Annotated in this window: 19 protein-coding genes; 9 read left to right on the top strand and 10 right to left on the bottom strand. The window is 50.7% G+C overall.

Translation table 11 applies throughout. The features are described from left to right. Positions 1 to 30 precede the first annotated feature (30 nt). From ACYVH9_RS18835 to ACYVH9_RS18825, 3 genes are all read right to left on the bottom strand, one after another. A complete protein-coding gene (locus ACYVH9_RS18835; RefSeq protein ID WP_460637929.1) occupies positions 31 to 753 on the bottom strand; it encodes a 3-keto-disaccharide hydrolase in 723 nt (240 codons plus the stop codon). A gap of 79 nt (positions 754 to 832) precedes the next feature. Continuing rightward, on the bottom strand, positions 833 to 2,197 hold the full coding sequence (locus ACYVH9_RS18830) for a Gfo/Idh/MocA family protein (protein WP_460637928.1): 1,365 nt from the start codon (positions 2,195 to 2,197) through the stop codon (positions 833 to 835). 135 nt (positions 2,198 to 2,332) lie between these two features. Then, entirely contained in the window at positions 2,333 to 2,908 is a 576-nt protein-coding gene (locus ACYVH9_RS18825; RefSeq protein ID WP_460637927.1) for a hypothetical protein, read from the bottom strand. A 162-nt stretch (positions 2,909 to 3,070) separates the two neighbouring features. On the opposite strand from ACYVH9_RS18825, the gene prfA reads away from it, so the two are divergent. Continuing rightward, a complete protein-coding gene (gene prfA / locus ACYVH9_RS18820) occupies positions 3,071 to 4,144 on the top strand; it encodes a peptide chain release factor 1 (RefSeq protein ID WP_460637926.1) in 1,074 nt (357 codons plus the stop codon). Positions 4,145 to 4,234: 90 nt separating this feature from the next. On the opposite strand, the gene uvrB is transcribed toward prfA, so the two are convergent. Further along, on the bottom strand, positions 4,235 to 6,262 hold the full coding sequence (gene uvrB, locus ACYVH9_RS18815) for an excinuclease ABC subunit UvrB (protein WP_460637925.1): 2,028 nt from the start codon (positions 6,260 to 6,262) through the stop codon (positions 4,235 to 4,237). Between the two features lie 163 nt (positions 6,263 to 6,425). Here uvrB and ACYVH9_RS18810 point away from each other — a divergent pair, with 163 nt between their 5' ends. After that, complete coding sequence (locus tag ACYVH9_RS18810) at positions 6,426 to 6,686, top strand: hypothetical protein (RefSeq protein WP_460637924.1); 261 nt, start codon at positions 6,426 to 6,428, stop codon at positions 6,684 to 6,686. 47 nt (positions 6,687 to 6,733) lie between these two features. On the opposite strand, the gene ACYVH9_RS18805 is transcribed toward ACYVH9_RS18810, so the two are convergent. Beyond that, on the bottom strand, positions 6,734 to 8,191 hold the full coding sequence (locus ACYVH9_RS18805; protein ID WP_460637923.1) for a M61 family metallopeptidase: 1,458 nt from the start codon (positions 8,189 to 8,191) through the stop codon (positions 6,734 to 6,736). Between the two features lie 337 nt (positions 8,192 to 8,528). Here ACYVH9_RS18805 and rpmH point away from each other — a divergent pair, with 337 nt between their 5' ends. From rpmH to ACYVH9_RS18780, 5 genes are all read left to right on the top strand, one after another. Then, a complete protein-coding gene (rpmH, locus tag ACYVH9_RS18800; RefSeq protein ID WP_111628991.1) occupies positions 8,529 to 8,696 on the top strand; it encodes a 50S ribosomal protein L34 in 168 nt (55 codons plus the stop codon). Between the two features lie 85 nt (positions 8,697 to 8,781). Next, positions 8,782 to 9,192, top strand: a complete 411-nt coding sequence (locus tag ACYVH9_RS18795; RefSeq protein ID WP_460637922.1) for a ribonuclease P protein component — start codon at positions 8,782 to 8,784, stop codon at positions 9,190 to 9,192. Between the two features lie 87 nt (positions 9,193 to 9,279). After that, entirely contained in the window at positions 9,280 to 10,941 is a 1,662-nt protein-coding gene (locus ACYVH9_RS18790; RefSeq protein WP_460637921.1) for a S41 family peptidase, read from the top strand. 82 nt (positions 10,942 to 11,023) lie between these two features. Beyond that, entirely contained in the window at positions 11,024 to 11,716 is a 693-nt protein-coding gene (gene tsaB / locus ACYVH9_RS18785) for a tRNA (adenosine(37)-N6)-threonylcarbamoyltransferase complex dimerization subunit type 1 TsaB (RefSeq protein ID WP_460637920.1), read from the top strand. Positions 11,717 to 11,721: 5 nt separating this feature from the next. Continuing rightward, positions 11,722 to 12,240 (top strand): DUF2480 family protein, encoded by a 519-nt coding sequence (locus ACYVH9_RS18780; RefSeq protein WP_460637919.1) that lies wholly within the window; start codon positions 11,722 to 11,724, stop codon positions 12,238 to 12,240. A gap of 64 nt (positions 12,241 to 12,304) precedes the next feature. On the opposite strand, the gene ACYVH9_RS18775 is transcribed toward ACYVH9_RS18780, so the two are convergent. From ACYVH9_RS18775 to ACYVH9_RS18755, 5 genes are all read right to left on the bottom strand, one after another. After that, positions 12,305 to 13,126 (bottom strand): hypothetical protein, encoded by an 822-nt coding sequence (locus tag ACYVH9_RS18775; RefSeq protein WP_460637918.1) that lies wholly within the window; start codon positions 13,124 to 13,126, stop codon positions 12,305 to 12,307. Between the two features lie 117 nt (positions 13,127 to 13,243). Next, positions 13,244 to 13,834 carry a ribonuclease HII gene (locus ACYVH9_RS18770; protein ID WP_460637917.1) on the bottom strand — a complete coding sequence of 197 codons (591 nt, stop codon included), beginning with the start codon at positions 13,832 to 13,834 and terminating at the stop codon, positions 13,244 to 13,246. Between the two features lie 66 nt (positions 13,835 to 13,900). Further along, positions 13,901 to 14,911: a vWA domain-containing protein gene (locus ACYVH9_RS18765; protein WP_460637916.1), complete on the bottom strand. Its 1,011-nt coding sequence runs from the start codon at positions 14,909 to 14,911 to the stop codon at positions 13,901 to 13,903. 10 nt (positions 14,912 to 14,921) lie between these two features. After that, positions 14,922 to 15,887, bottom strand: coding sequence for a hypothetical protein (locus ACYVH9_RS18760; RefSeq protein WP_460637915.1), 966 nt, complete (start codon positions 15,885 to 15,887; stop codon positions 14,922 to 14,924). Between the two features lie 19 nt (positions 15,888 to 15,906). Then, on the bottom strand, positions 15,907 to 16,707 hold the full coding sequence (locus ACYVH9_RS18755; RefSeq protein WP_460638163.1) for a DUF58 domain-containing protein: 801 nt from the start codon (positions 16,705 to 16,707) through the stop codon (positions 15,907 to 15,909). Between the two features lie 203 nt (positions 16,708 to 16,910). Here ACYVH9_RS18755 and ACYVH9_RS18750 point away from each other — a divergent pair, with 203 nt between their 5' ends. Together ACYVH9_RS18750 and hemG are read left to right on the top strand one after the other, a co-directional pair. After that, on the top strand, positions 16,911 to 17,354 hold the full coding sequence (locus ACYVH9_RS18750) for a DUF4296 domain-containing protein (protein WP_460637914.1): 444 nt from the start codon (positions 16,911 to 16,913) through the stop codon (positions 17,352 to 17,354). Further along, entirely contained in the window at positions 17,351 to 18,676 is a 1,326-nt protein-coding gene (gene hemG, locus ACYVH9_RS18745) for a protoporphyrinogen oxidase (protein WP_460637913.1), read from the top strand. The genes ACYVH9_RS18750 and hemG overlap by 4 nt, the downstream gene beginning before the upstream one ends. The last annotated feature ends 34 nt before the right edge of the window (positions 18,677 to 18,710 follow it).

The following is an 18,710-nucleotide window of genomic DNA, read 5'->3' as shown; positions in this document are numbered from 1 at the left end:
CATGATGCGGTCAAACTGGGTAAGCAATTTTCAAAGCGGGCGAATTTTGATATTTCGGTACCAAACCGTACTGCCCCAGTCCTGCAAACCGATTCGCCCGGCGTATTGCCCTTTACTGAGCGGGGCGGTTTTCAGGTTACTGGCGGCCACGCGTTTTTTCCAGTCGTCGCTATCAATGTTGTGCTCCTGAATCAAATACCCGTTCATGTACACCGATAACATCTTGCCTTTCAGTTTGAAATGGAGCTGGTTCCACTCGCCAACTGGCTTCGGTTCGCGGATGCGGGCGTTGGCAACGCTGAAAAAATCACCCGACCGGTGGGTGTTTTCCGGCGCACCCTCGTAAATGGCATTGTCGAGCACCTGAAGCTCCAGACCGGTATGGTAAATTTGCTTGTATTCCGGCGATTCGGTCACAAAGAAGAAAATTCCGCTGTTGGTAAACCGTTCGACCTTAAAATCCGCCTTGAATTCAAAATCGCCTTTGAAAGATAAATCCGTGGCTAAATCGCCCCCATTTTTGGCTTTGTTTCCGGCTCGTTCGGGTACATTTAGTTTCAGTGCCTGGTCTTCAATGATCCAGGCCGACCCAACTCCGGTTTTGCCGTAAGTATGCCAGCCGGAAACATCTTTGCCGTTGAAGAGCAATTTCCAGCCTTCTTTCTTTTCCTGCGCGGTTAGGGTATTGGGTGCCTGCGCCAGCAGTTGCAGCGTCGACAGGACAAAGGCCACGAACAATAATTGTTTTTTCATTTGAAAAATGCGAGAGAAGAGCAGTGATACAAGCGATTTTATGGCTTGTATCACTACCTACATATAATTTCTACACCCACTACATCGCCCAGCCCTGGCGGTAATCGCGTTTCAGGTACTGGTTCAGTTCGGGAGCATTGGTAAACTGCATGTTTTTGGTGTCCCAATTCAGTTTTGTTCCTTGTTTGTAGAGGGCCACAATACCGAGCAGCATACTTTCGCACAACGGCCCCGCATATTCAAAGGGTGAAACCGCCTTACCGTTGCCTTTGCAGGCTTCGGCCCAGTTGCGTTCGTGGCTCATGCCCACGCGAGGAATGGTCTGTGCCGGTTTTTTGTACGAATCCATCTTTTCCTGGGGGAGCAGCCGGGGTTTGGAGCCGTAGGTTTCGTGGAAGAGTTTTCCTTTTGTACCAACGTAGAGTACTCCGCCACTTTTCGGTACAGGACCATCGCCAAACTCCATCGGTTTGGGCGGCAGAATGCCACCGTCGTACCAGGTCATGATCAGCGGATTCTTCTTGTCTTTGGTTTCAAATTCGTAAGTTACCATCGACGCCATCGGGTAGCTCTGCTTGTTGAAGGGTGTTGAGGAAGCTTCGACGCTGATCGGCGGATTGAGGCCCAGGGCCCAATAGGGGTGGTCAACCAGGTGAGCGCCCATGTCGCCGAGCGCACCAGCGCCGTAATCGACCCAGCCACGCCACTTAAACGGCGTATAAGCCGGATTGTAAGGCCGGTGCGGAGCCGGACCCAGAAATAACTCCCAGTCCAGGGTTGAGGGCGCATCGACGGCTTCTTTCGGCACGTCCATGCCCTGCGGCCAGATGGGGCGGTTGGTCCAGACGTGTACTTCCTGTACCTTTCCGATGGCACCGTCTGCAATCCATTCGTTGATCAGCCGGGCGTCGTCGTTCGAGTGCCCCTGGTTACCCATTTGCGTGACCACTTTCGGATATTCCTTCGCCAGCCGGGCCAGTTCGCGGGATTCCCAAACCGTAACGGTGAGCGGTTTTTGCACATAAACGTGTTTGCCGAGTTTCATGGCCGCTGAAGCAATGACGCCGTGCAGGTGATCGGGCGTTGCTACTACCACACCGTCGATGTCTTTTTGGGCTTCCAGCATCTTCCGGTAATCCTTATACCGCTTGGCGTTCGGGTACTTTTCAAAGACCGGCCCGGCGTATTTTTCATCGACATCGCAGAGGGCAACGATGTTTTCGGTCGGAGCCAGGGCGTTCAGGTTGCTTTTGCCCATACCACCAATGCCGACGCCTGCCACGTTGAGTTTATCCGACGGGGCAATGTAACCCGACCCGTCGGGCCGCTTCCCACCTAATACATGTCGGGGTAGAATGGTAACGCCAGCCAACGCCAGCGACGAAGCTTTGACAAAACCGCGACGGCTAACCGACTGATCTGCTTTGTTGTTCAGATTGCTCATGCGTGAAATCCTGCGTTTGTTAAGGGATGGAACTTGATGGTTTTCAAAAGTACAAAATAGCTATTTGGATCGTGCTATTTGGTCGCTTTTTTGTACAAATTCGGGCAGGGTATGGCAATCTGTAGCTGTTGCTTGTTATTGTAGTTTCTTCGGATTGATGCGCCGGATGATTTCCCGCTTTTTGAAAATGATGCGCCAGGTTACAAACGGCAGGGCTGCATTGTCCGCGCAGGTTTTACAAATAACGTCAGTAACCGGAACCGGCGAGTTGTAGACAAAAAGGGAGTCGTTCAGTTTTTGAATATTGTCGCTCTGCTCAAGTTTGTTCTCGGCATTGTAGGTGTAAGCGGCCAATAATTCCCGCTCTTTGGCGTCCAGGGTTGCATTTGCGGTATCCCTGGCACTCAGCAGATCGATGTTGACGGCGTACTGTTTTTCCAGCTTCTGTATGGTTGGGATATCGTTTAGCGAGCAGGGGGGGGCTACGGTTTTTTTATCCAGCGCACTCGTCAGCGCTTTGCGAGAGGTTTCCACGAGCTTTTTACCCCAGTCGTCGATGGCAGCGGTCAGTTGCGCATCCGTTACGCGTTTGATTTTTCGGTCGTTCATTTCCTGCGCCAGTTCCTTCGTATTCTGGTTGCGGTCGGGGCTGCAGGAACAAAAAAAGCCTACGCCAAGAAAGAAGACGCAAAGCGAAAAGATGCGGTTCATTGCGAGGAACTTAGTGCGATAAATTCTTGTCATCTATCTGGATAACGATGAAGTGTGTTGTTTCGTTGACAAATGTAATACGGAACGGTTGACTGACCGAATTTTCGTAGATTTGTACTGACGAATACGAATGGATACCATCGTTTTGACACTATTCTAACAATGATTGACCAATTAGAAGCCATAAAGGAACGGTTTGACGAGGTTTCGCAGCAGATCATGATGCCGGAAATCGTTTCTGATCAGAAGAAATACACGAAGCTGAGCAAGGAATACAAGGACCTCGACAAGATCGTCAAGCAATATCAGCAGTATAAAAGACTATTGCAGGACATTGATGGGGCGAAGGAAATTCTGGCGACGGAGCGTGATGAAGACCTGCGGGAACTCGCCAAAGCTGAGCTGGAAGAGTTGCAGCCGCAGCGGGAACCGATGGAAGAAGTATTGAAAGAAATGCTCATTCCGAAAGATCCGAACGACAGCAAAAACGTCATTCTCGAAGTTCGGGCCGGAACCGGGGGCGACGAAGCTTCTATTTTTGCCGGAGATATGTTCCGGATGTACCAGCGCCTGTGCGACCGCATGGGCTGGCGGATGTCGCTGATGGACTATACCGAAGGGACTTCGGGCGGTTACAAAGAGATTATTGTTCAGATTGAGGGCGAAGACGTTTACGGTAAATTGAAGTTCGAGTCCGGCGTACACCGTGTCCAGCGCGTTCCGGCAACCGAATCGCAGGGGCGGATTCACACTTCGGCGGCCAGTGTGGCGGTGTTGCCCGAAGCCGAAGAAGTGGACGTGCAGATCAACATGAACGACATTCGGAAAGATACATTCTGTTCGTCGGGTGCGGGTGGCCAGTCGGTTAACACCACGTATTCAGCGGTTCGGCTGACGCACATTCCCTCAGGGCTGGTTGTGCAGTGTCAGGATGAACGGTCGCAGTTGAAGAATACTGAAAAAGCCCTGACGGTTTTACGGTCCCGATTGTACGAAATCGAATTACAGAAACACAACGACGAAATCAGTTCGCAGCGCAAATCAATGGTGGGCAGTGGAGACCGTTCGGATAAAATCCGGACGTATAACTATCCGCAAAGCCGCGTGACTGATCACCGCATCGGTCTGACGGTTTATAACCTGCCGTCAGTGATGGATGGTAACATTGATGATTTCATTGATCAACTTCGCATTGCTGAAAACGCCGAGCGCATGAAAGAAGCGGCAACGGTATAAGGACGGACTTTAGTTCGTGTGATTTTGGTGTAATAAACGCGTAAGAATCACACGAACTAAAGCGGCCGCGCCCGACCGTCCGCCGGTCCATCAGACCTGGGCTGTTTTTAAGCGATCGCGCAACTGAAACAGTTCATCCCGCAATCGAGCCGCTTCGAGGAAATCCAGTTCCTTGGCGGCTTTTTCCATTTTAGCCTGGGTATCTTTGATAACCTGTTCCAGGTCATTTTTACCCATATACTGCACCACCGGGTCGGCAGCAATCCGGATTTCCTCGGGTTCGATGTAAAACTGTTTGGCCGCCGGGCGCGAATCAGCCACTTTGGTTTGTTCCATGATGGCTTCGCGGGATTTCAAAACCGTGGTGGGCGTAATACCGTGTTCCAGGTTATAGGCCATCTGAATTTCCCGCCGTCGGTTGGTTTCACTGATCGCCTTTTCCATCGAGCCCGTGATGCGGTCGGCATACATCAATACTTTACCGTTGGCGTTCCGGGCGGCCCGGCCGATGGTTTGGATCAGCGAACGGATGTCACGCAGGAAACCCTCTTTGTCGGCGTCCATGATAGCCACCAGCGACACTTCCGGTAAGTCGAGTCCTTCCCGCAGGAGGTTAACGCCTACCAGCACGTCAAACACGCCCAAGCGTAGTTCCCGCAGGATCTCTACCCGGTCCAGTGCTTTGACTTCCGAGTGGATGTAGCGGCCTTTGATCCCCACCCGCTCCAGGTATTTGCTCAATTCTTCGGCCATCCGCTTGGTGAGCGTTGTTACCAGAACCCGTTCCCCTTTTTTGATGCGGCTGTCGATTTCTTCAAGCAAATCGTCAATCTGGTTGAGACTGGGGCGTACCTGAATTTCCGGATCGAGCAGACCCGTCGGGCGAATCAGCTGTTCGACTACCACCCCCTCACTCCGGCGCAGCTCGTAATCGGCGGGCGTGGCACTCACGTAGATCGTTTGCGAGGTCAATTCCTCAAATTCCTGAAACGTAAGCGGGCGGTTATCCAGCGCCGACGGCAACCGAAAACCATAGTCCACAAGAGCCTCCTTGCGGGAGCGGTCACCGCCCCACATCGCCCGGATTTGCGGCATCGTTACGTGGCTTTCATCAACCACCGTCAGAAAATCATCCGGAAAATAATCGAGCAGACAGAACGGGCGTTGCCCCGGCATCCGGCGGTCAAAATACCGCGAGTAGTTTTCAATCCCGGAGCAATAACCCAATTCGCGCATCATCTCGATGTCGAACTCGGTGCGCTCCTTGATCCGTTCCGCTTCCAGATTACGAAATTCCGATTCAAAATACCGTATCTGCGAAACCAGATCATTTTGAATTTCTCCAATGGCCATATTCAGCGTATCACGCCCCGTAACGAACAGATTGGCCGGGAAGATGGCAATCATCCGATCGTCGGCAATTTTTTTGCCCGAAGCCGGATCAATGCGCTGAATGCTTTCCACTTCGTCGCCGAAAAAGATAACCCGGTACGCGAAATCCGCATAACCCGGGAAAATATCGACGGTATCGCCTTTCACCCGGAACGTGCCCCGCGTAAATTCCACTTCGGTTCGGCTGTAGAGAATTTCGACCAGTTTGAACAGAAACTGGTTGCGGCTCATGATCTCGCCAACACCCAGCCTTACAATGCTTTTTTTGTATTCATTGGGGTTTCCGGCACCGTAAATGCAGGAAACGGAAGCAATCACCACAATATCTCGCCGACCACTCATGAGTGCCGAAACCGCAGCCAGTCGCAGTTTGTCGATCTCCTCATTGATGGCCAGGTCTTTCTCAATATATGTGTTGGTCGTTGCGATGAACGCTTCCGGCTGGTAGTAATCGTAATACGAGATAAAATAGTGAACAGCATTGTCGGGAAAAAACTGCTTGAACTCGCCGTAAAGCTGGGCTGCCAGGGTCTTGTTGTGGCTCAGAACGAGCGTTGGGCGGTTGAGCTGGGCAATGACGTTGGCTACGGTATACGTTTTTCCTGATCCGGTAACCCCAAGTAATACCTGCGATGGTTCGCCTTCCTGAAGGCCTTTTACCAGCTTTTCAATGGCCTTTGGCTGGTCGCCAGTTGGTTTAAATTCTGAAGTCAGCTTGAAATTCATAACAAGCTAAGATACGAAAAAATGAGATCGAAAACAAGGACGGTTCTGATCATAACAACGCTTTGTTCGGGTTGTTTACCAAGGATCATTCCGTCATTTTCCTGAACAACTCCCGGGGTGTTCTGTTAAATAAGTGTTCTATTCACCCAACGTTTTGATAATCATGAAAAACAACCTGAAAAATGGAAGTCGAAGCCTGCCCGTCGGGTTGGGGATTCTGCTGACCGCTTTTTGTTTAAGCTGCGGTTCCAAGACCGAAAGTACGAATGCAACAACCGACTCGTCGGAGATGGCAACGGATACCACCATTATGGGCTTGCAGGGCGATACAACCAGCCACAGCCTGGATGGACCTCAGACCCGGCCACGCGACACTACGGAGGGTCAGACGTTGCCCGAAATGCGGGCTAAAGTGAAAAAATAAGCCGAATGGGTAAGTAATCCTGGTCAGCTCAATCGATCTGTCAGCGGTTACTTACCCAACCAGCGGTGGCGGTTTTTGAGCCCTTCCGGGTTGTCGATTGAAACGAGCAGAACCGAAGGCGTACTGACCGGATCGGTCGCGTCGGATTCAAGTTGAAGCCCGATGAAAGCCAGGTAATCGTTCAAAAGGTCTTCCAGTGGTTCGTTACCGAAAATGCAGCGCTCGTAATACCAGTCGAGCGGTTCACCCGCTACTTCTTCCGTAATGGCGCGGTAATCTTCAATTGAATAACCGACAAACGGTTTTCCAAACCGTTCCCACATGAGCCGCATCACATCGTCCAGTGACCGTTCGTGCTGCCACTTCCGGCGAATGTGCAAATCCAGAATCAGAGCGACTGTTGCTCCCTTATGATACACCGACACTTTGCGGTTTGGGACGCCTTTGTCGTAACCGTCAAGCCACAAATCCCAGGAGGATTCGGTCAGCGACTGAAAGGCCCGCCCGCTAGGTTCGAAGTGGCGCTTCAGCAACACCTGAAGTTCCTTAAAATAGGCAAGATCGTTGAAAACGCCCGACCGCCGGAGCATTAGGTCACCGTAATAGGTCGTAACACCCTCAGCCACAAAGCAGGTCGTAAAGTAGTTCTCCCGCGTAAAATCGTACGGTAGCAGTTCCGTAGGACGAATACGAATGACATTCCAGGCATGAAACAACTCGTGCGACGAAACACCCAGCAAATCCGTGTACAAGCCCTCGCCCTCGTCATTAGGGCCTAGTACCAGCATCGTGGAGTTCCGGTGTTCGACGCCGTGGTAAAAGGCGGTCGTCAGGATTAAGGTCAGAAAGTGGTATTCTTTTTCCGGAAACTCGCCAAAAAGCCGCACTTGTTCTTCCGAAAAAAGCCGGAAATCGTGCCGGATGCGCTCCCAGTCGGGGGTGATGGCACCGTTAATCCAAACGTGAAAAACCGTCTCGTCTACTTCATAAGCCGCATGTTGCAAATCGGGTGAAGCGATCAGCGGGCAATCTACCAGTTCGTAATAGTCCGACGCGCTCAGAAGACCCGGCGCGGTTTGCTGTAAGCCACAGGCAATCTGCCACTCAGCAGGAATGGCCAGTTTCAACGTACAGGCTTCCTGCAAATGGGAATCGGCATACAGGCAGAGGTTCACCGGGTTGATGTAGAAAAGCCGTTCATCGGCAAAGCTGGTTCCGGCATTCACGGTATTGCTGTAATACGTATACCGGGCAACCAGTTCTGACACTCCTTCGGTTTGGACCCGCCAGCGGTCTTTGGTAATTTTATGAAAGACCAGCGGTTTTCCGGTTTGGTCGAAGATTTCAAACCGTTGAATGTTTTTGGCAAAGTTCTGCAATTCATACCGCCCGGGCCGCCAGGCCGGAAGCTGGAGCTCGACGGTTGAATCAGAAATTGCTGTGAGAAAAAATTCAACCTCGATCAGGCGGGACGCGGGATTGCTGGACGAAATACGGTAGTGCATAAGTGCGAAGATAAGCCTTGTTTGATTGTAACATTCGGCTGCCGGTAATAAAGAGCAATATAAAATAGGGTTATCGTATACAGGATCACCCAAAAACCCTGATAGCAGCCTTTCCAATTTGTCTAGAATTGTAACGGTAGGCTACCGGTCTTTCAAAGCGGCTCTGGCCGACCCGGTCAGGTCCTTGCGATCAGAATGAGTTGGCAGAAACGGTAACGTGTTTGATCATTAGCGGTTTAGAAAATGCTAAATCTGCGAACCAAACTTGCGCTGTTCCAAAACATTCCCTACCTTTGCAGACTCATTTGAAAAACAGGCATACAATATATAATAAGTCATGAAAAGAACGTTTCAACCTTCGAACCGTAAGCGCCGGAACAAGCACGGTTTCCGCGAGCGCATGGCCTCTGCCAATGGCCGCCGAGTATTGGCCGCCCGTCGCGCGAAAGGACGTCATAAACTGACGGTTTCGGACGAGAAAAAAGGCGATCGGTTTAAGATCTAATTCGTTTATAGTTTAAGGTTTATTGTTTATGGTTCCGTTAATCGGGCCAGACTATGAACTATAAACACTAAACTATGAACCGATAATGAAGCAAACGTTCAAGAAATCCGAACGGCTTTGCAGTAAAAAAACCATCGGAGAGTTATTCCAGAAAGGTAGTGCGACCACGCGGACGTTCTACCTTTTTCCGTTTCGGCTCCTTTATCGGAATGAGCCCGATCGGGAGCGTGCTACCGAGAGCAGTCCAGCCGGGGCCGCTCCACTACCCGCTATTCTTATTTCCGTTTCGAGCCGAAATTTCAAAAAAGCCGTCGACCGCAACCTCATCCGCCGTCGCGCCCGCGAAGCCTACCGTAAAAACAAATCGCTTTTATTGGGTACAGCCGAAAAACCGAAGCAGCCCCCGGCTTATATTGTCTTTTTATATACCGCCCGCGAGAAAATTTCGTTTGAAGAGATAGAAAAAAGTATGAAATTAGCTTTGGCTCGTATGTAGATTATAGAGATTCAACGGGAGACAAGAGAAATTTGCCTCTCGCGCAAGTCCTTTATCTCTTGTCTTGCCTCTCAAATCTATAAAAACATGTTTACGCGCAAACGTCTGACTGTCGCCCTGGGCGCGACCCTCCTGGCAGGAAGCCTTGGTTTTTATTCGTTCCGCAACGACGACCGTTTCTTCGAAATCGCGCGTAACCTGGATATTTACGCGACGCTCTTCAAAGAGCTAAACCTGTATTACGTAGACGAACTGAATCCGAACCGGATGGTGAAATCCAGCATCGACGCCATGCTGAAATCGCTCGATCCATACACCAACTTTTTCGCCGAAGACGAGATCGAAGATTACATGACCATGACCACCGGCCGTTACAACGGCATCGGGGCCTTGATCGGTTCGCGGCAGGGAAAGAGTATCGTCATGATGATTTACGAAGGCACACCCGCTGAAAAATCCGGTTTGCAGATTGGGGACGAAATTGTCAAAATAGATGGCGTGGATATCAAAACCCGGCGTGAGATGGACTCGGATAAACTGTTGCGCGGGCAAACCAATACCGCTGTCAAACTGACTGTTAAACGGTTTGGAAACACATCGCCCATCGACCTGAATGTGACGCGCGACGTTGTCAAAATGACCAACGTGCCCTATTATGGCATGATTACCAATGAGGTAGGCTATATTGATCTGAAGGATTTTACGGGAACGGCTTCGCGGGAAGTTCGTAACGCGTTTACCGAGCTGAAAGGCAAAGGCATGAAAAAGCTGGTGCTGGACGTGCGCGAAAATCCGGGTGGTTTACTGAACATGGCCATTGATATTGCCAACATCTGGTTGCCGCGCGAGTCGGAGATTGTGACGACAAAGGGCAAAGTGACCGAATGGAATAAAACATACACAGCTCTGAATCCGCCCCTGGATCTCGAAATTCCGATTGTGGTGCTGACCAACAGCCGGAGTGCATCGGCCGCCGAAATTGTTTCGGGCGTTATTCAGGATTATGACCGGGGCGTTCTGGTGGGCCAGCTGACGTACGGCAAAGGGCTCGTGCAAACCACGCGCGAACTTTCGTACAATACCAAACTGAAAATCACAACGGCCAAATACTACATTCCGAGCGGGCGGTGTATTCAGGCCATCGACTATAGTCACCGGAATCCGGATGGTAGCGTAGGGAAGATTCCGGATTCACTGAAAACCGCATTCAAAACCAAGGCGGGGCGCCCGGTGTACGACGGGGGCGGTGTTACGCCGGATGTGGCAATTGAGCCGAGCATTCCCGCGCCGATTGCGCTTAGCCTGACCAACAAGGGCCTGATCTTCGATTACGCCGTGAAATACCGCCACGATCACCCGACGATCAAACCGGCCCGCGAGTTTCACCTGACTGACGCGGAGTACCAGGAGTTTGTAACGTGGCTGAAAGACAAGGAATACGATTACACCACGCAGGTCGAAAAAGATCTGGGGACGCTGGAAGCATCGGCTAAAAAAGAAAAGTCGTTCAATCAGATTCAGGATCAGCTGAAAGCGCTCAAAACCAAACTGTCGCACAGCAAGGATGTGGATCTGGCAACGTTCAAGGGTGAACTGAAAGCGCTGCTGGAGCAGGAGATTGTGGGGCATTACTACCTGCAAAAAGGGATGAAAGAGGCCTCGTTCGCAACTGATCCCGAAATAAAAGCCGCCCTGGGTCTGTTCGGCGACATGAACCGCTATCAGTCTATTTTAAAAGGAAAACAGTAGTTTTATTAATGATAAATTATGAAGGATGAACGAGTTGACGCGACTCTATTAGTTTATCGTTCATAACGCATCATTCCGTTAAATGTCGCTCATTCTCTCCATCGATACCTCTACGACCGTTTGTTCGGTGGCGCTGCACCGCGACGGGGTTGTAGCCGCCAGTTACGAATTATTTACGGAAAAATCCTCCTCAGGAATGCTGACAACGCTGGTTCAGCATACGGTACTGCACAGTGGGCATCAGCTTGCTGACTTGGATGCTATTGCGGTGGCCAAAGGGCCGGGTTCCTATACGGGTTTACGGATTGGCGTTTCGACGGCGAAAGGATTGTGTTTTGCACTTGAGAAACCGCTGCTGGCCATCGATACCCTCGCGGCAATGGTACATCAGGTGAACGGCTTTTATCCGCAGTCCTACGCCCTTTGTCCCATGCTCGACGCCCGGCGAATGGAAGTCTATTGTGCGGTTTTCGACACGGAAGGACGGGAAATGATGGCTACTTCAGCGCAGATTATCGACGAACATTCCTTTACTGATCTGCTGGCCCAGCAGCCTGTGGTATTCTTCGGCAACGGGGCGGCCAAATGCCAGAAAGTGCTCGATCACCACGTTAATGCGGTTTTTCCGCAGCAATCCATTCATCCCTCCGCAAAAACCGTTGGACAGCTGGCTGCTATTGCCTACGATCAGGGGCAGTTTGAAGACGTAGCCAATTTTGAGCCGTATTACCTCAAGGATTTTGTGGGAACCAAGCCGAAGAAGTTGGTTGTTTAGCGGGTATGGAAACCGAATTGATTGTAAACCGTGTGGCCAAAAGCGGCCTGGTGACGCTGGATCTGGAAGATTATTATCATTCTGGCGAACGGCTTGTCTACGACTTGAAAGACAACCTTTTCATGGGCATGATTCTTAAGGAAAAAGATTTTCGTGAGTTTCTGAAAGCCCACGACTGGAGCCAGTACGCCGGTAAAAATGTGGCCGTGACCTGTTCGGAGGATGCCATCATTCCAACCTGGGCTTACATGTTGCTGACGATCTACCTGGAGCCGTACGCCCATACGGTTGTTTTTGGATCGTTGCAGGATCTGGAGGAAAAACTATATTTCGACGCTATCAACCGGATTACTATTGAAGATTACCGCGATAGCCGGGTGGTAGTGAAAGGGTGCAGCAAAGTGCCGGTGCCAACAGCCGCTTATGTTGAAGTGACGCGTCGATTGCGGCCCGTTGCCCAAAGTATTATGTTTGGCGAACCGTGCAGCACCGTACCCTTGTATAAACGTCCAAAGCAGGGTTAGAGTTTGCGCGTTTCAGTTGCTCCTTTTTCGCGATGAAATGCGTCAGCAACCGGGAACTATACTCCTATCGGCTATAAATAAACTCCTCTTTCCGCCCATCTTCATAAATCATCCGGGCCGGATAACCGTCTGGGCGGTATTCGTAGCGCCATTGCTCATCGGAATTAATGCCCGAAGCCAGATTAGCGGACTTCTGTCGGATGATGTTATTACGACTCATATACCAGCTGATAGTAGTTCTCATTTGGGTGGTATGGTGCGGGTTAGGTGCGTTGTCGTATTCGTACGTAGTAACGATATTCGGTTGGGCTGTGTTGGAAACGTTGGAGTAAAGTGTTTCCCTGATCACATTATCCCGTGTGTCGTATTCAAAAACCGTGTAAGAGCCGAGCTTTCCGTCAAGTGAATAATTGTTTAAGCGCGTGAGTCGTTTTTGGGGATCGTATTCGTACTTTGTAGAAGAGCGGTATTGTGGCTGGTTGTTATCCAGCATATACTGTTTTTGTTCAAGAACCGTCGTATCTGGATTGAATACAACTTCATTATAGGTGTGCATTTTCAACGGCAATCCTGGTTGAATGCTGCTCGACCAAGGAGGATTCGTAAAATAATGCTCGATACGCAGGATGTTGCTTTTCACCCAGTTATGAACTAATTTGCTGTAAACAGGGCCATCTGCGTTTTCGGACGTTACTACTTCGCGCAAAAGATTGTTCGCATCATATTCGTAACGAGTTGACTGAGACAACGACGCATTAGCCGGAACACCGTAATAATCGGTGCGAATCAGCCGGAATGATTGTCCCCGCGCCAGGATAGCGTCCTCATTCTTGCGGTTGCAGGCCGTAACCAGTAGCAGGAGTGACAGAAGTAAAAAAACTCTCATAAAAATCCCCGGGAAAGCGTATATGGTCAAGACTCCAGGACGTCGTAAAGCGTTGGAATAGACCGTGAATTTGCGAGCGCCCAAAGAAATCGGGCCGGTTCGATGGCTTATACGAATTTACAGCAACCGAAAGCTCCGTCGGTGCCATTGACACGGCCCATGTTCCAAAATAGCCCGGCGGTGAAACGGAGTTGGATAGCCAACGTTTTGCGCCCAGCCGTAGTGCGGAAATTCCAGCGATAACTTTTCCATCAGCTCATCCCGGTGGGTTTTGGCCAGTACGGATGCGGCTGCAATCGACAGAAATTTGCTGTCGCCCTTCACAATACACGTATGCGGAATCATCGGGTAATTGACAAACCGGTTGCCATCCACCAGCAAGTGATCGGGTTTGATTCCATCGAGCTCACTCATGATGGAATCCAGCGCCCGGTGCATAGCCAGAAAACTGGCTTTCAGAATATTAATCTGATCGATTTCTTCATTGGAAACTTCGGCAACGGCCCAGGCCAGCGCATCGCGCTGCAATTCGCCCCGCAGCTGTTCGCGTTGAAACCGGCTTAATTGCTTGGAATCCGTCAAAATCGGGTGCGTATAGTTTTTGGGGAGAATCACCGCAGCCGCCACTACCGGGCCGGCCAGGCATCCCCGCCCGACTTCGTCCAGCCCCGCTTCAATGGCGGTTTCGTTGTAACAAGATAAGAGCATAGTAGACAGGAGAGTAAAGGCTACGCACTGGTTTTTGGCTTCTCTATTTTCTTCACTCTTCGTTTTTTAATCCTCTAAAATATTTCCAAAAATTGTATTTTTCAACAACAGAGTCAGAAGCAGGAAGACAATAGCCCAATACAGATAAACCCGGTAGAAATCCTTCACATCCTTATAAATAACGGTTTTGACGGGGGCCTTCTCCAGTCGGTCGATCTCGTTGAAAACCGCCTGCAAACGGGGGGCGTCACCCGCCCGAAAAAACGTTCCGCTACCAATGTTGGCAATGGTGGTCAGAATACCTTCGTCGACCGTAACCGTTGCAATGTTGTTGGGAACACTCAGACGGGGAGGGCGCCCGATAGCGACGGTGTAAATCCGGATGTTGAAGGCTTTGGCCAGCCGTGCTACCGTCACCGGGTCGAGATTGCCAGCGGTATTATCGCCGTCGCTGAGCAAAATAGTCACCTTGCTTTTGACTTTCGATTCGCGCATCCGGTTGATGCAAACCGCCAGCGCGCTACCAATGGCGGTGCCGGATGTTTTGATCATGCTATTGTCAAGTTCGTTCAAATAACTGTTGAGCAAATCGTGATCGGTGGTAAGCGGGCATAGCGAATAGGCTTCGCCGGCAAATACCACCAGGCCAATCCGGTCATTCTGCCGACTCTTCACGAAGGCACGGGCTACGCGCTTGGCTGCTTCCAACCGATTGGGTTTCAGGTCGGTTTCGGCCATAGATGACGAAATGTCGATTGCCAACATCAAATCAATCCCTTCGGCTACGCGCTCGGGCTCCTCCCGAATAAGTTGAGGACGCGCCAGTGTAACCAGAATAAGAGCAAGGCTGATGAATAAGCTAACAGGTACCAAATACCGTAAACTACCCACCAACGTCGGTTGAAGTTCCGTGCGGTTGAGGGCAATGTTCAGGCGTTGCTGAGACCGGCTTGATAGTAACGTTCGCAAGCCAAAAATGAGGAAAATGGCCGGAATAACGTACAAATAGATCGGGTGCGCCCAGGAAAACTGGCGTAATTGCGAGATAGCAAACCATTTGTACGAAAACCACTCCATTCTATTTAATTCAAGTCGTCAATTCCTGACTCATTTCCTGCAAATGAGCACTGCTCCGGCGGAAGGCGCTGTCGGCTACTTCGTTCAGAATGCGCAGCGACTGCTGCGTACGATCGGAATAAAAACTGCCATAAATAACGCCGTCGATTTCTTTCAGCGCGTCAGCCAGCCGGTCGTCCTGCACCAGCTCTACAATTTCGCGGGTGGTTAGCGACGTAAACGGTTTGCGTTCCAGCCGTTCCATGTATTTTTTCCAGATGATAACGGCCCGCCCGGCATCTTCGTGGGCCGTTTCAGGGCCGATACCGCGCGTCAGGCGGTTGAACGACCGTTGAAACTCCTGATACTGCCGGTATAATTGATAACGTCGGATTCGCGTTCGGATGCTATTGCCAAAAAACAAAAATAAGACGCCCGCCAACCCGCATAAAATCAGCAGAATGACCAACAGGAGCGGATAGTTCATTTGCTGCCGCAGCGAAACCACCTTCGTTTCGGTCGATAGCCGGAGCGTGTCGGGCCGCATCGTTTGAATTCGCTCCCGGAGCTGAACGGTATCAATGTTGGATAGTACCTGGGTGCAGTCGGTGGGGGAGCGCAGCAGAACAATCGGGACCTGCAGCGTTTGGGAAGGTCTGGTTTCAAACGAAATCAGAGTATAAACCGAACTGTCCAGGCTACCGCTGGCATCGGTTTGGGTTGAAAAAATAGTGATGTCACGCACCAGAAACGGACTGAAATGCCGGGCCGTGTCTGGGAACAGGACATCTACGCTGGCTCGGTGGCGAACACTCAGTGAATACTGAAACGGTTTTCCGATTTCGATGGTATCAGTCAGAAATACACCTTTGGGCAACTGCGCTTTGGCCGGAACGAACAACAAACAGACAAGGAACAGTGAACAGCCAGCCTGGAGCCTACGGAAAAGATGCAGGAAGGGAAACAAGCTGATCAACGGTTTTTCCTTTCTATTCATTGGTTAATTTTCCAGGGCTTTATCGGGTTTTTCGGACACGGAAGAGCTCGATCAGCTGCGGTACATAATCCGCTTGTGAATCGAGAGCCACGTAATCGGCGTTGTACTGTTTGCACAACCGTTCCAGTTGTTGCTGACTTTGCCGAAACGTTTGCTTGATAGTATTCCGAAAGCGGGGCGATGACGTATTAACCCAGACGGTTCGACGGCTTTCGGTGTCGTAAACCGGGATAATGCCCAGCCGGGGCAAGTTGGTTTCCCGTTGGTCGTACATATGAATAACAACCAGATCGTGCTTGCGGGCAAGTGCTTTCAGGTTATGCTCGTAGCCAGAATCGATGAAGTCGGAAACCAGAAAGACCACACTCCGGCGCTTTAAGACATTGAGCGTGAAAAGCAGCGCGTCGGCCAGGTTGGTACGGACGGATTCAGGCTTTAATTTGAAAAGGTTGACAACCAGTTGATAACCGTGCTTCATACTGTTCGACGGTTTCAGGTATTTCTCTTTCTGATCCGAAAAACAATACATCCCAACGTGGCTGGCTTCCTTGATGGCTGACAAGGCCAGAACGCCACATACTTCGCGGGTTGTATCGAGTTTCGAGCGTGTTGTTGTCCCGATCTCCTGAGAAGCACTGACGTCGATCAGGAAAAAAACCGTTTGGTCCTTCTCTTCCCGAAAAATTTTCACAAAGGTTCCGTGCCCTTTTGACGACACGTTCCAGTCAATAGTACGAACGTCATCGCCGTATTGGTACGTGCGCAAGTCACTAAATTCAAGGCCCGATCCTTTAAAAATGGAGCGGAAGTTACCGCGCATCTGCGAGTTGACGGCTTTCCGTATCCGGATTTCGAACTGATAGAGTCTTTTCAAAAACTCGTGTACCGTATTATTCTGTCCTAACACCGTCCAAAACCAGGTTAAATTTGTTCCATGAAGAATAGCAGCCGTCAGCAGCGTGTTATACGAACAGGATTCCCGACATTTGTACTGAAATGCCAGTTTTGACAAAAATAACGAAAATGAAGGCGCAACCGTGCAACCCTTTCCGACTATTGGGCCTGTTGCTACTGACAGGCTGGGTGCTGGCTTGTCAAAATTCGGTGGTAGAAGCTCCCAAAAACCTCATTCCGGAGGAGAAGATGGTGCAGGTGTTGACCGAGATTCATCTGGCCGAGGCTCGGGTTACCAAGATGAATCGCGTGTCGCAGGATAGCAATACGCTGATTTACAAGCGGCTCGAGATGAGGGTTTTTAAAAAATACCAGGTTGACACGGCGGCTTATTCAAAGAGTTATACGTATTATTCGTCAAATCCTGAGCAGTTGGCCGATATTTACAAACAGGTGACGGAGGAATTGGAGCGACGCAAAAAATTGACCGACAGTACGGAAACCGGCAAAAAGACGAGCACGGACCTGAGCCCCAGCAAACTTCCGGCCCGACTTAAAAATTTAAAGAAATGATTGCCATTATTGGAGCAGGGATATCGGGCCTGACGCTGGCCTACGAACTTCAGCAACGCAACATTGCGTGCCGGGTATTCGATAAAGGAAATGAACCGGGTGGGCTGATGCGTTCCCGACGCGAAGGTGACTACCTGATTGAACTGGGTCCCAATTCTTTACTGGGCGACGCCAATTTGCTGTCCTGGCTCGACCGGCTGGGGCTGACGTCGGAAATCCGCTTTGCCAATCCCGTCAGCAAAGCGCGCTACATTTATCGCAATGGTGACTACCAGCAACTGCCTTCTGGACCACTGGCCATCTTGTTTAGTTCTTTCTTCGGTTGGGGAACCAAGAAGGCAATCTGGAAGGAACGGTCCAACCATTCGGTTTCGCCCCCGGGTGAGACGTTGAGTGCTTTCTTTCGCCGACGGTTTTCGCAGGAAGTGGTCGAATACGCACTGGCGCCGTTTGTGGCCGGTATCTACGCCGGTGATCCCGATCAATTGCTGGTTTCCGAAACCTTCCCGATGCTGCTGGATTACGAAAGAAAGTACGGTTCGGTGCTGCGCGGTTTTATTAAAAATGTGGAGTCCATGGGTCGGCGGCAGTCGTTTACCTTCCTCAATGGCCTGCAAACGTTGCCCAACCTATTGTCGAAAGAACTGACGAATCTGCATCTGAATGATGCTGTAAATCGTTTGGAGAAAACGGAAACCGGCTGGCTGCTGGAAACCCAAAGCGGCTCGTACCCGGCTGATGCGGTGGTGCTGGCCTGTGATACCCTGGCTGCGGCCAGTTTGCTTCAGGCTGATCGGCCTGCAACGGCTGACTTATTGCGTCAAATTAATTATCCCCCCATGATTGCCGTTCATTCAGTTTATAAACGGGCTGATATAAAACACCCGCTGAACGGTTTTGGTGGATTGAATCCTCGAATTGAAGGTCGTTTTGCATCCGGGCATATCTGGAATAGCTCGGTTTTCCCCGAACGTTGCCCGGCTGATGAAGTGCTGTTCACCAGCCTGGTGGGTGGCATCCAGGGACGCGAAAACACCCGTCAATCCGACAATATAGTCCGGCAACGGGTCCACCAGGAATTGAGTCAGTCCTTTGGTATTGGCACCGAAAATCCGGTCCGACAGTGGGTGACGCGCTGGGAACGCGCAATTCCGCAGTATGATGCCCGGATTGTGCCGGTGAAACGGGGCATTCCGAAACTAGAAGCCGATGGCCTGTATGTGTGTGCAAACTGGTACCAGGGCACGAGCTTATCCGACTGCATTCAGAAGGGCCGGGAGTTGGGCGGGCGGCTGTCAATGTTGAAAACGGCTGACTCTTAGCTGGTTTTAACAATTTTTAAGGATTAAATTGCAT

The sequence above is a fragment of the Larkinella harenae genome (assembly GCF_054780515.1).
This window is presented reverse-complemented; position numbering and strand designations above follow the sequence as displayed.

Excerpts from the sequence above, each read along its gene's own strand:
- ACYVH9_RS18835 (WP_460637929.1), bottom strand. The coding sequence starts at position 753 with ATGAAAAAACAATTATTGTTCGTGGCCTTTGTCCTGTCGACGCTGCAA.
- ACYVH9_RS18830 (WP_460637928.1), bottom strand. The coding sequence starts at position 2,197 with ATGAGCAATCTGAACAACAAAGCAGATCAGTCGGTTAGCCGTCGCGGT.
- ACYVH9_RS18825 (WP_460637927.1), bottom strand. The coding sequence starts at position 2,908 with ATGAACCGCATCTTTTCGCTTTGCGTCTTCTTTCTTGGCGTAGGCTTT.
- prfA (WP_460637926.1), top strand. The coding sequence starts at position 3,071 with ATGATTGACCAATTAGAAGCCATAAAGGAACGGTTTGACGAGGTTTCG.
- uvrB (WP_460637925.1), bottom strand. The coding sequence starts at position 6,262 with ATGAATTTCAAGCTGACTTCAGAATTTAAACCAACTGGCGACCAGCCA.
- ACYVH9_RS18810 (WP_460637924.1), top strand. The coding sequence starts at position 6,426 with ATGAAAAACAACCTGAAAAATGGAAGTCGAAGCCTGCCCGTCGGGTTG.
- ACYVH9_RS18805 (WP_460637923.1), bottom strand. The coding sequence starts at position 8,191 with ATGCACTACCGTATTTCGTCCAGCAATCCCGCGTCCCGCCTGATCGAG.
- rpmH (WP_111628991.1), top strand. The coding sequence starts at position 8,529 with ATGAAAAGAACGTTTCAACCTTCGAACCGTAAGCGCCGGAACAAGCAC.
- ACYVH9_RS18795 (WP_460637922.1), top strand. The coding sequence starts at position 8,782 with ATGAAGCAAACGTTCAAGAAATCCGAACGGCTTTGCAGTAAAAAAACC.
- ACYVH9_RS18790 (WP_460637921.1), top strand. The coding sequence starts at position 9,280 with ATGTTTACGCGCAAACGTCTGACTGTCGCCCTGGGCGCGACCCTCCTG.
- tsaB (WP_460637920.1), top strand. The coding sequence starts at position 11,024 with ATGTCGCTCATTCTCTCCATCGATACCTCTACGACCGTTTGTTCGGTG.
- ACYVH9_RS18780 (WP_460637919.1), top strand. The coding sequence starts at position 11,722 with ATGGAAACCGAATTGATTGTAAACCGTGTGGCCAAAAGCGGCCTGGTG.
- ACYVH9_RS18775 (WP_460637918.1), bottom strand. The coding sequence starts at position 13,126 with ATGAGAGTTTTTTTACTTCTGTCACTCCTGCTACTGGTTACGGCCTGC.
- ACYVH9_RS18770 (WP_460637917.1), bottom strand. The coding sequence starts at position 13,834 with ATGCTCTTATCTTGTTACAACGAAACCGCCATTGAAGCGGGGCTGGAC.
- ACYVH9_RS18765 (WP_460637916.1), bottom strand. The coding sequence starts at position 14,911 with ATGGAGTGGTTTTCGTACAAATGGTTTGCTATCTCGCAATTACGCCAG.
- ACYVH9_RS18760 (WP_460637915.1), bottom strand. The coding sequence starts at position 15,887 with ATGAATAGAAAGGAAAAACCGTTGATCAGCTTGTTTCCCTTCCTGCAT.
- ACYVH9_RS18755 (WP_460638163.1), bottom strand. The coding sequence starts at position 16,707 with ATGCGCGGTAACTTCCGCTCCATTTTTAAAGGATCGGGCCTTGAATTT.
- ACYVH9_RS18750 (WP_460637914.1), top strand. The coding sequence starts at position 16,911 with ATGAAGGCGCAACCGTGCAACCCTTTCCGACTATTGGGCCTGTTGCTA.
- hemG (WP_460637913.1), top strand. The coding sequence starts at position 17,351 with ATGATTGCCATTATTGGAGCAGGGATATCGGGCCTGACGCTGGCCTAC.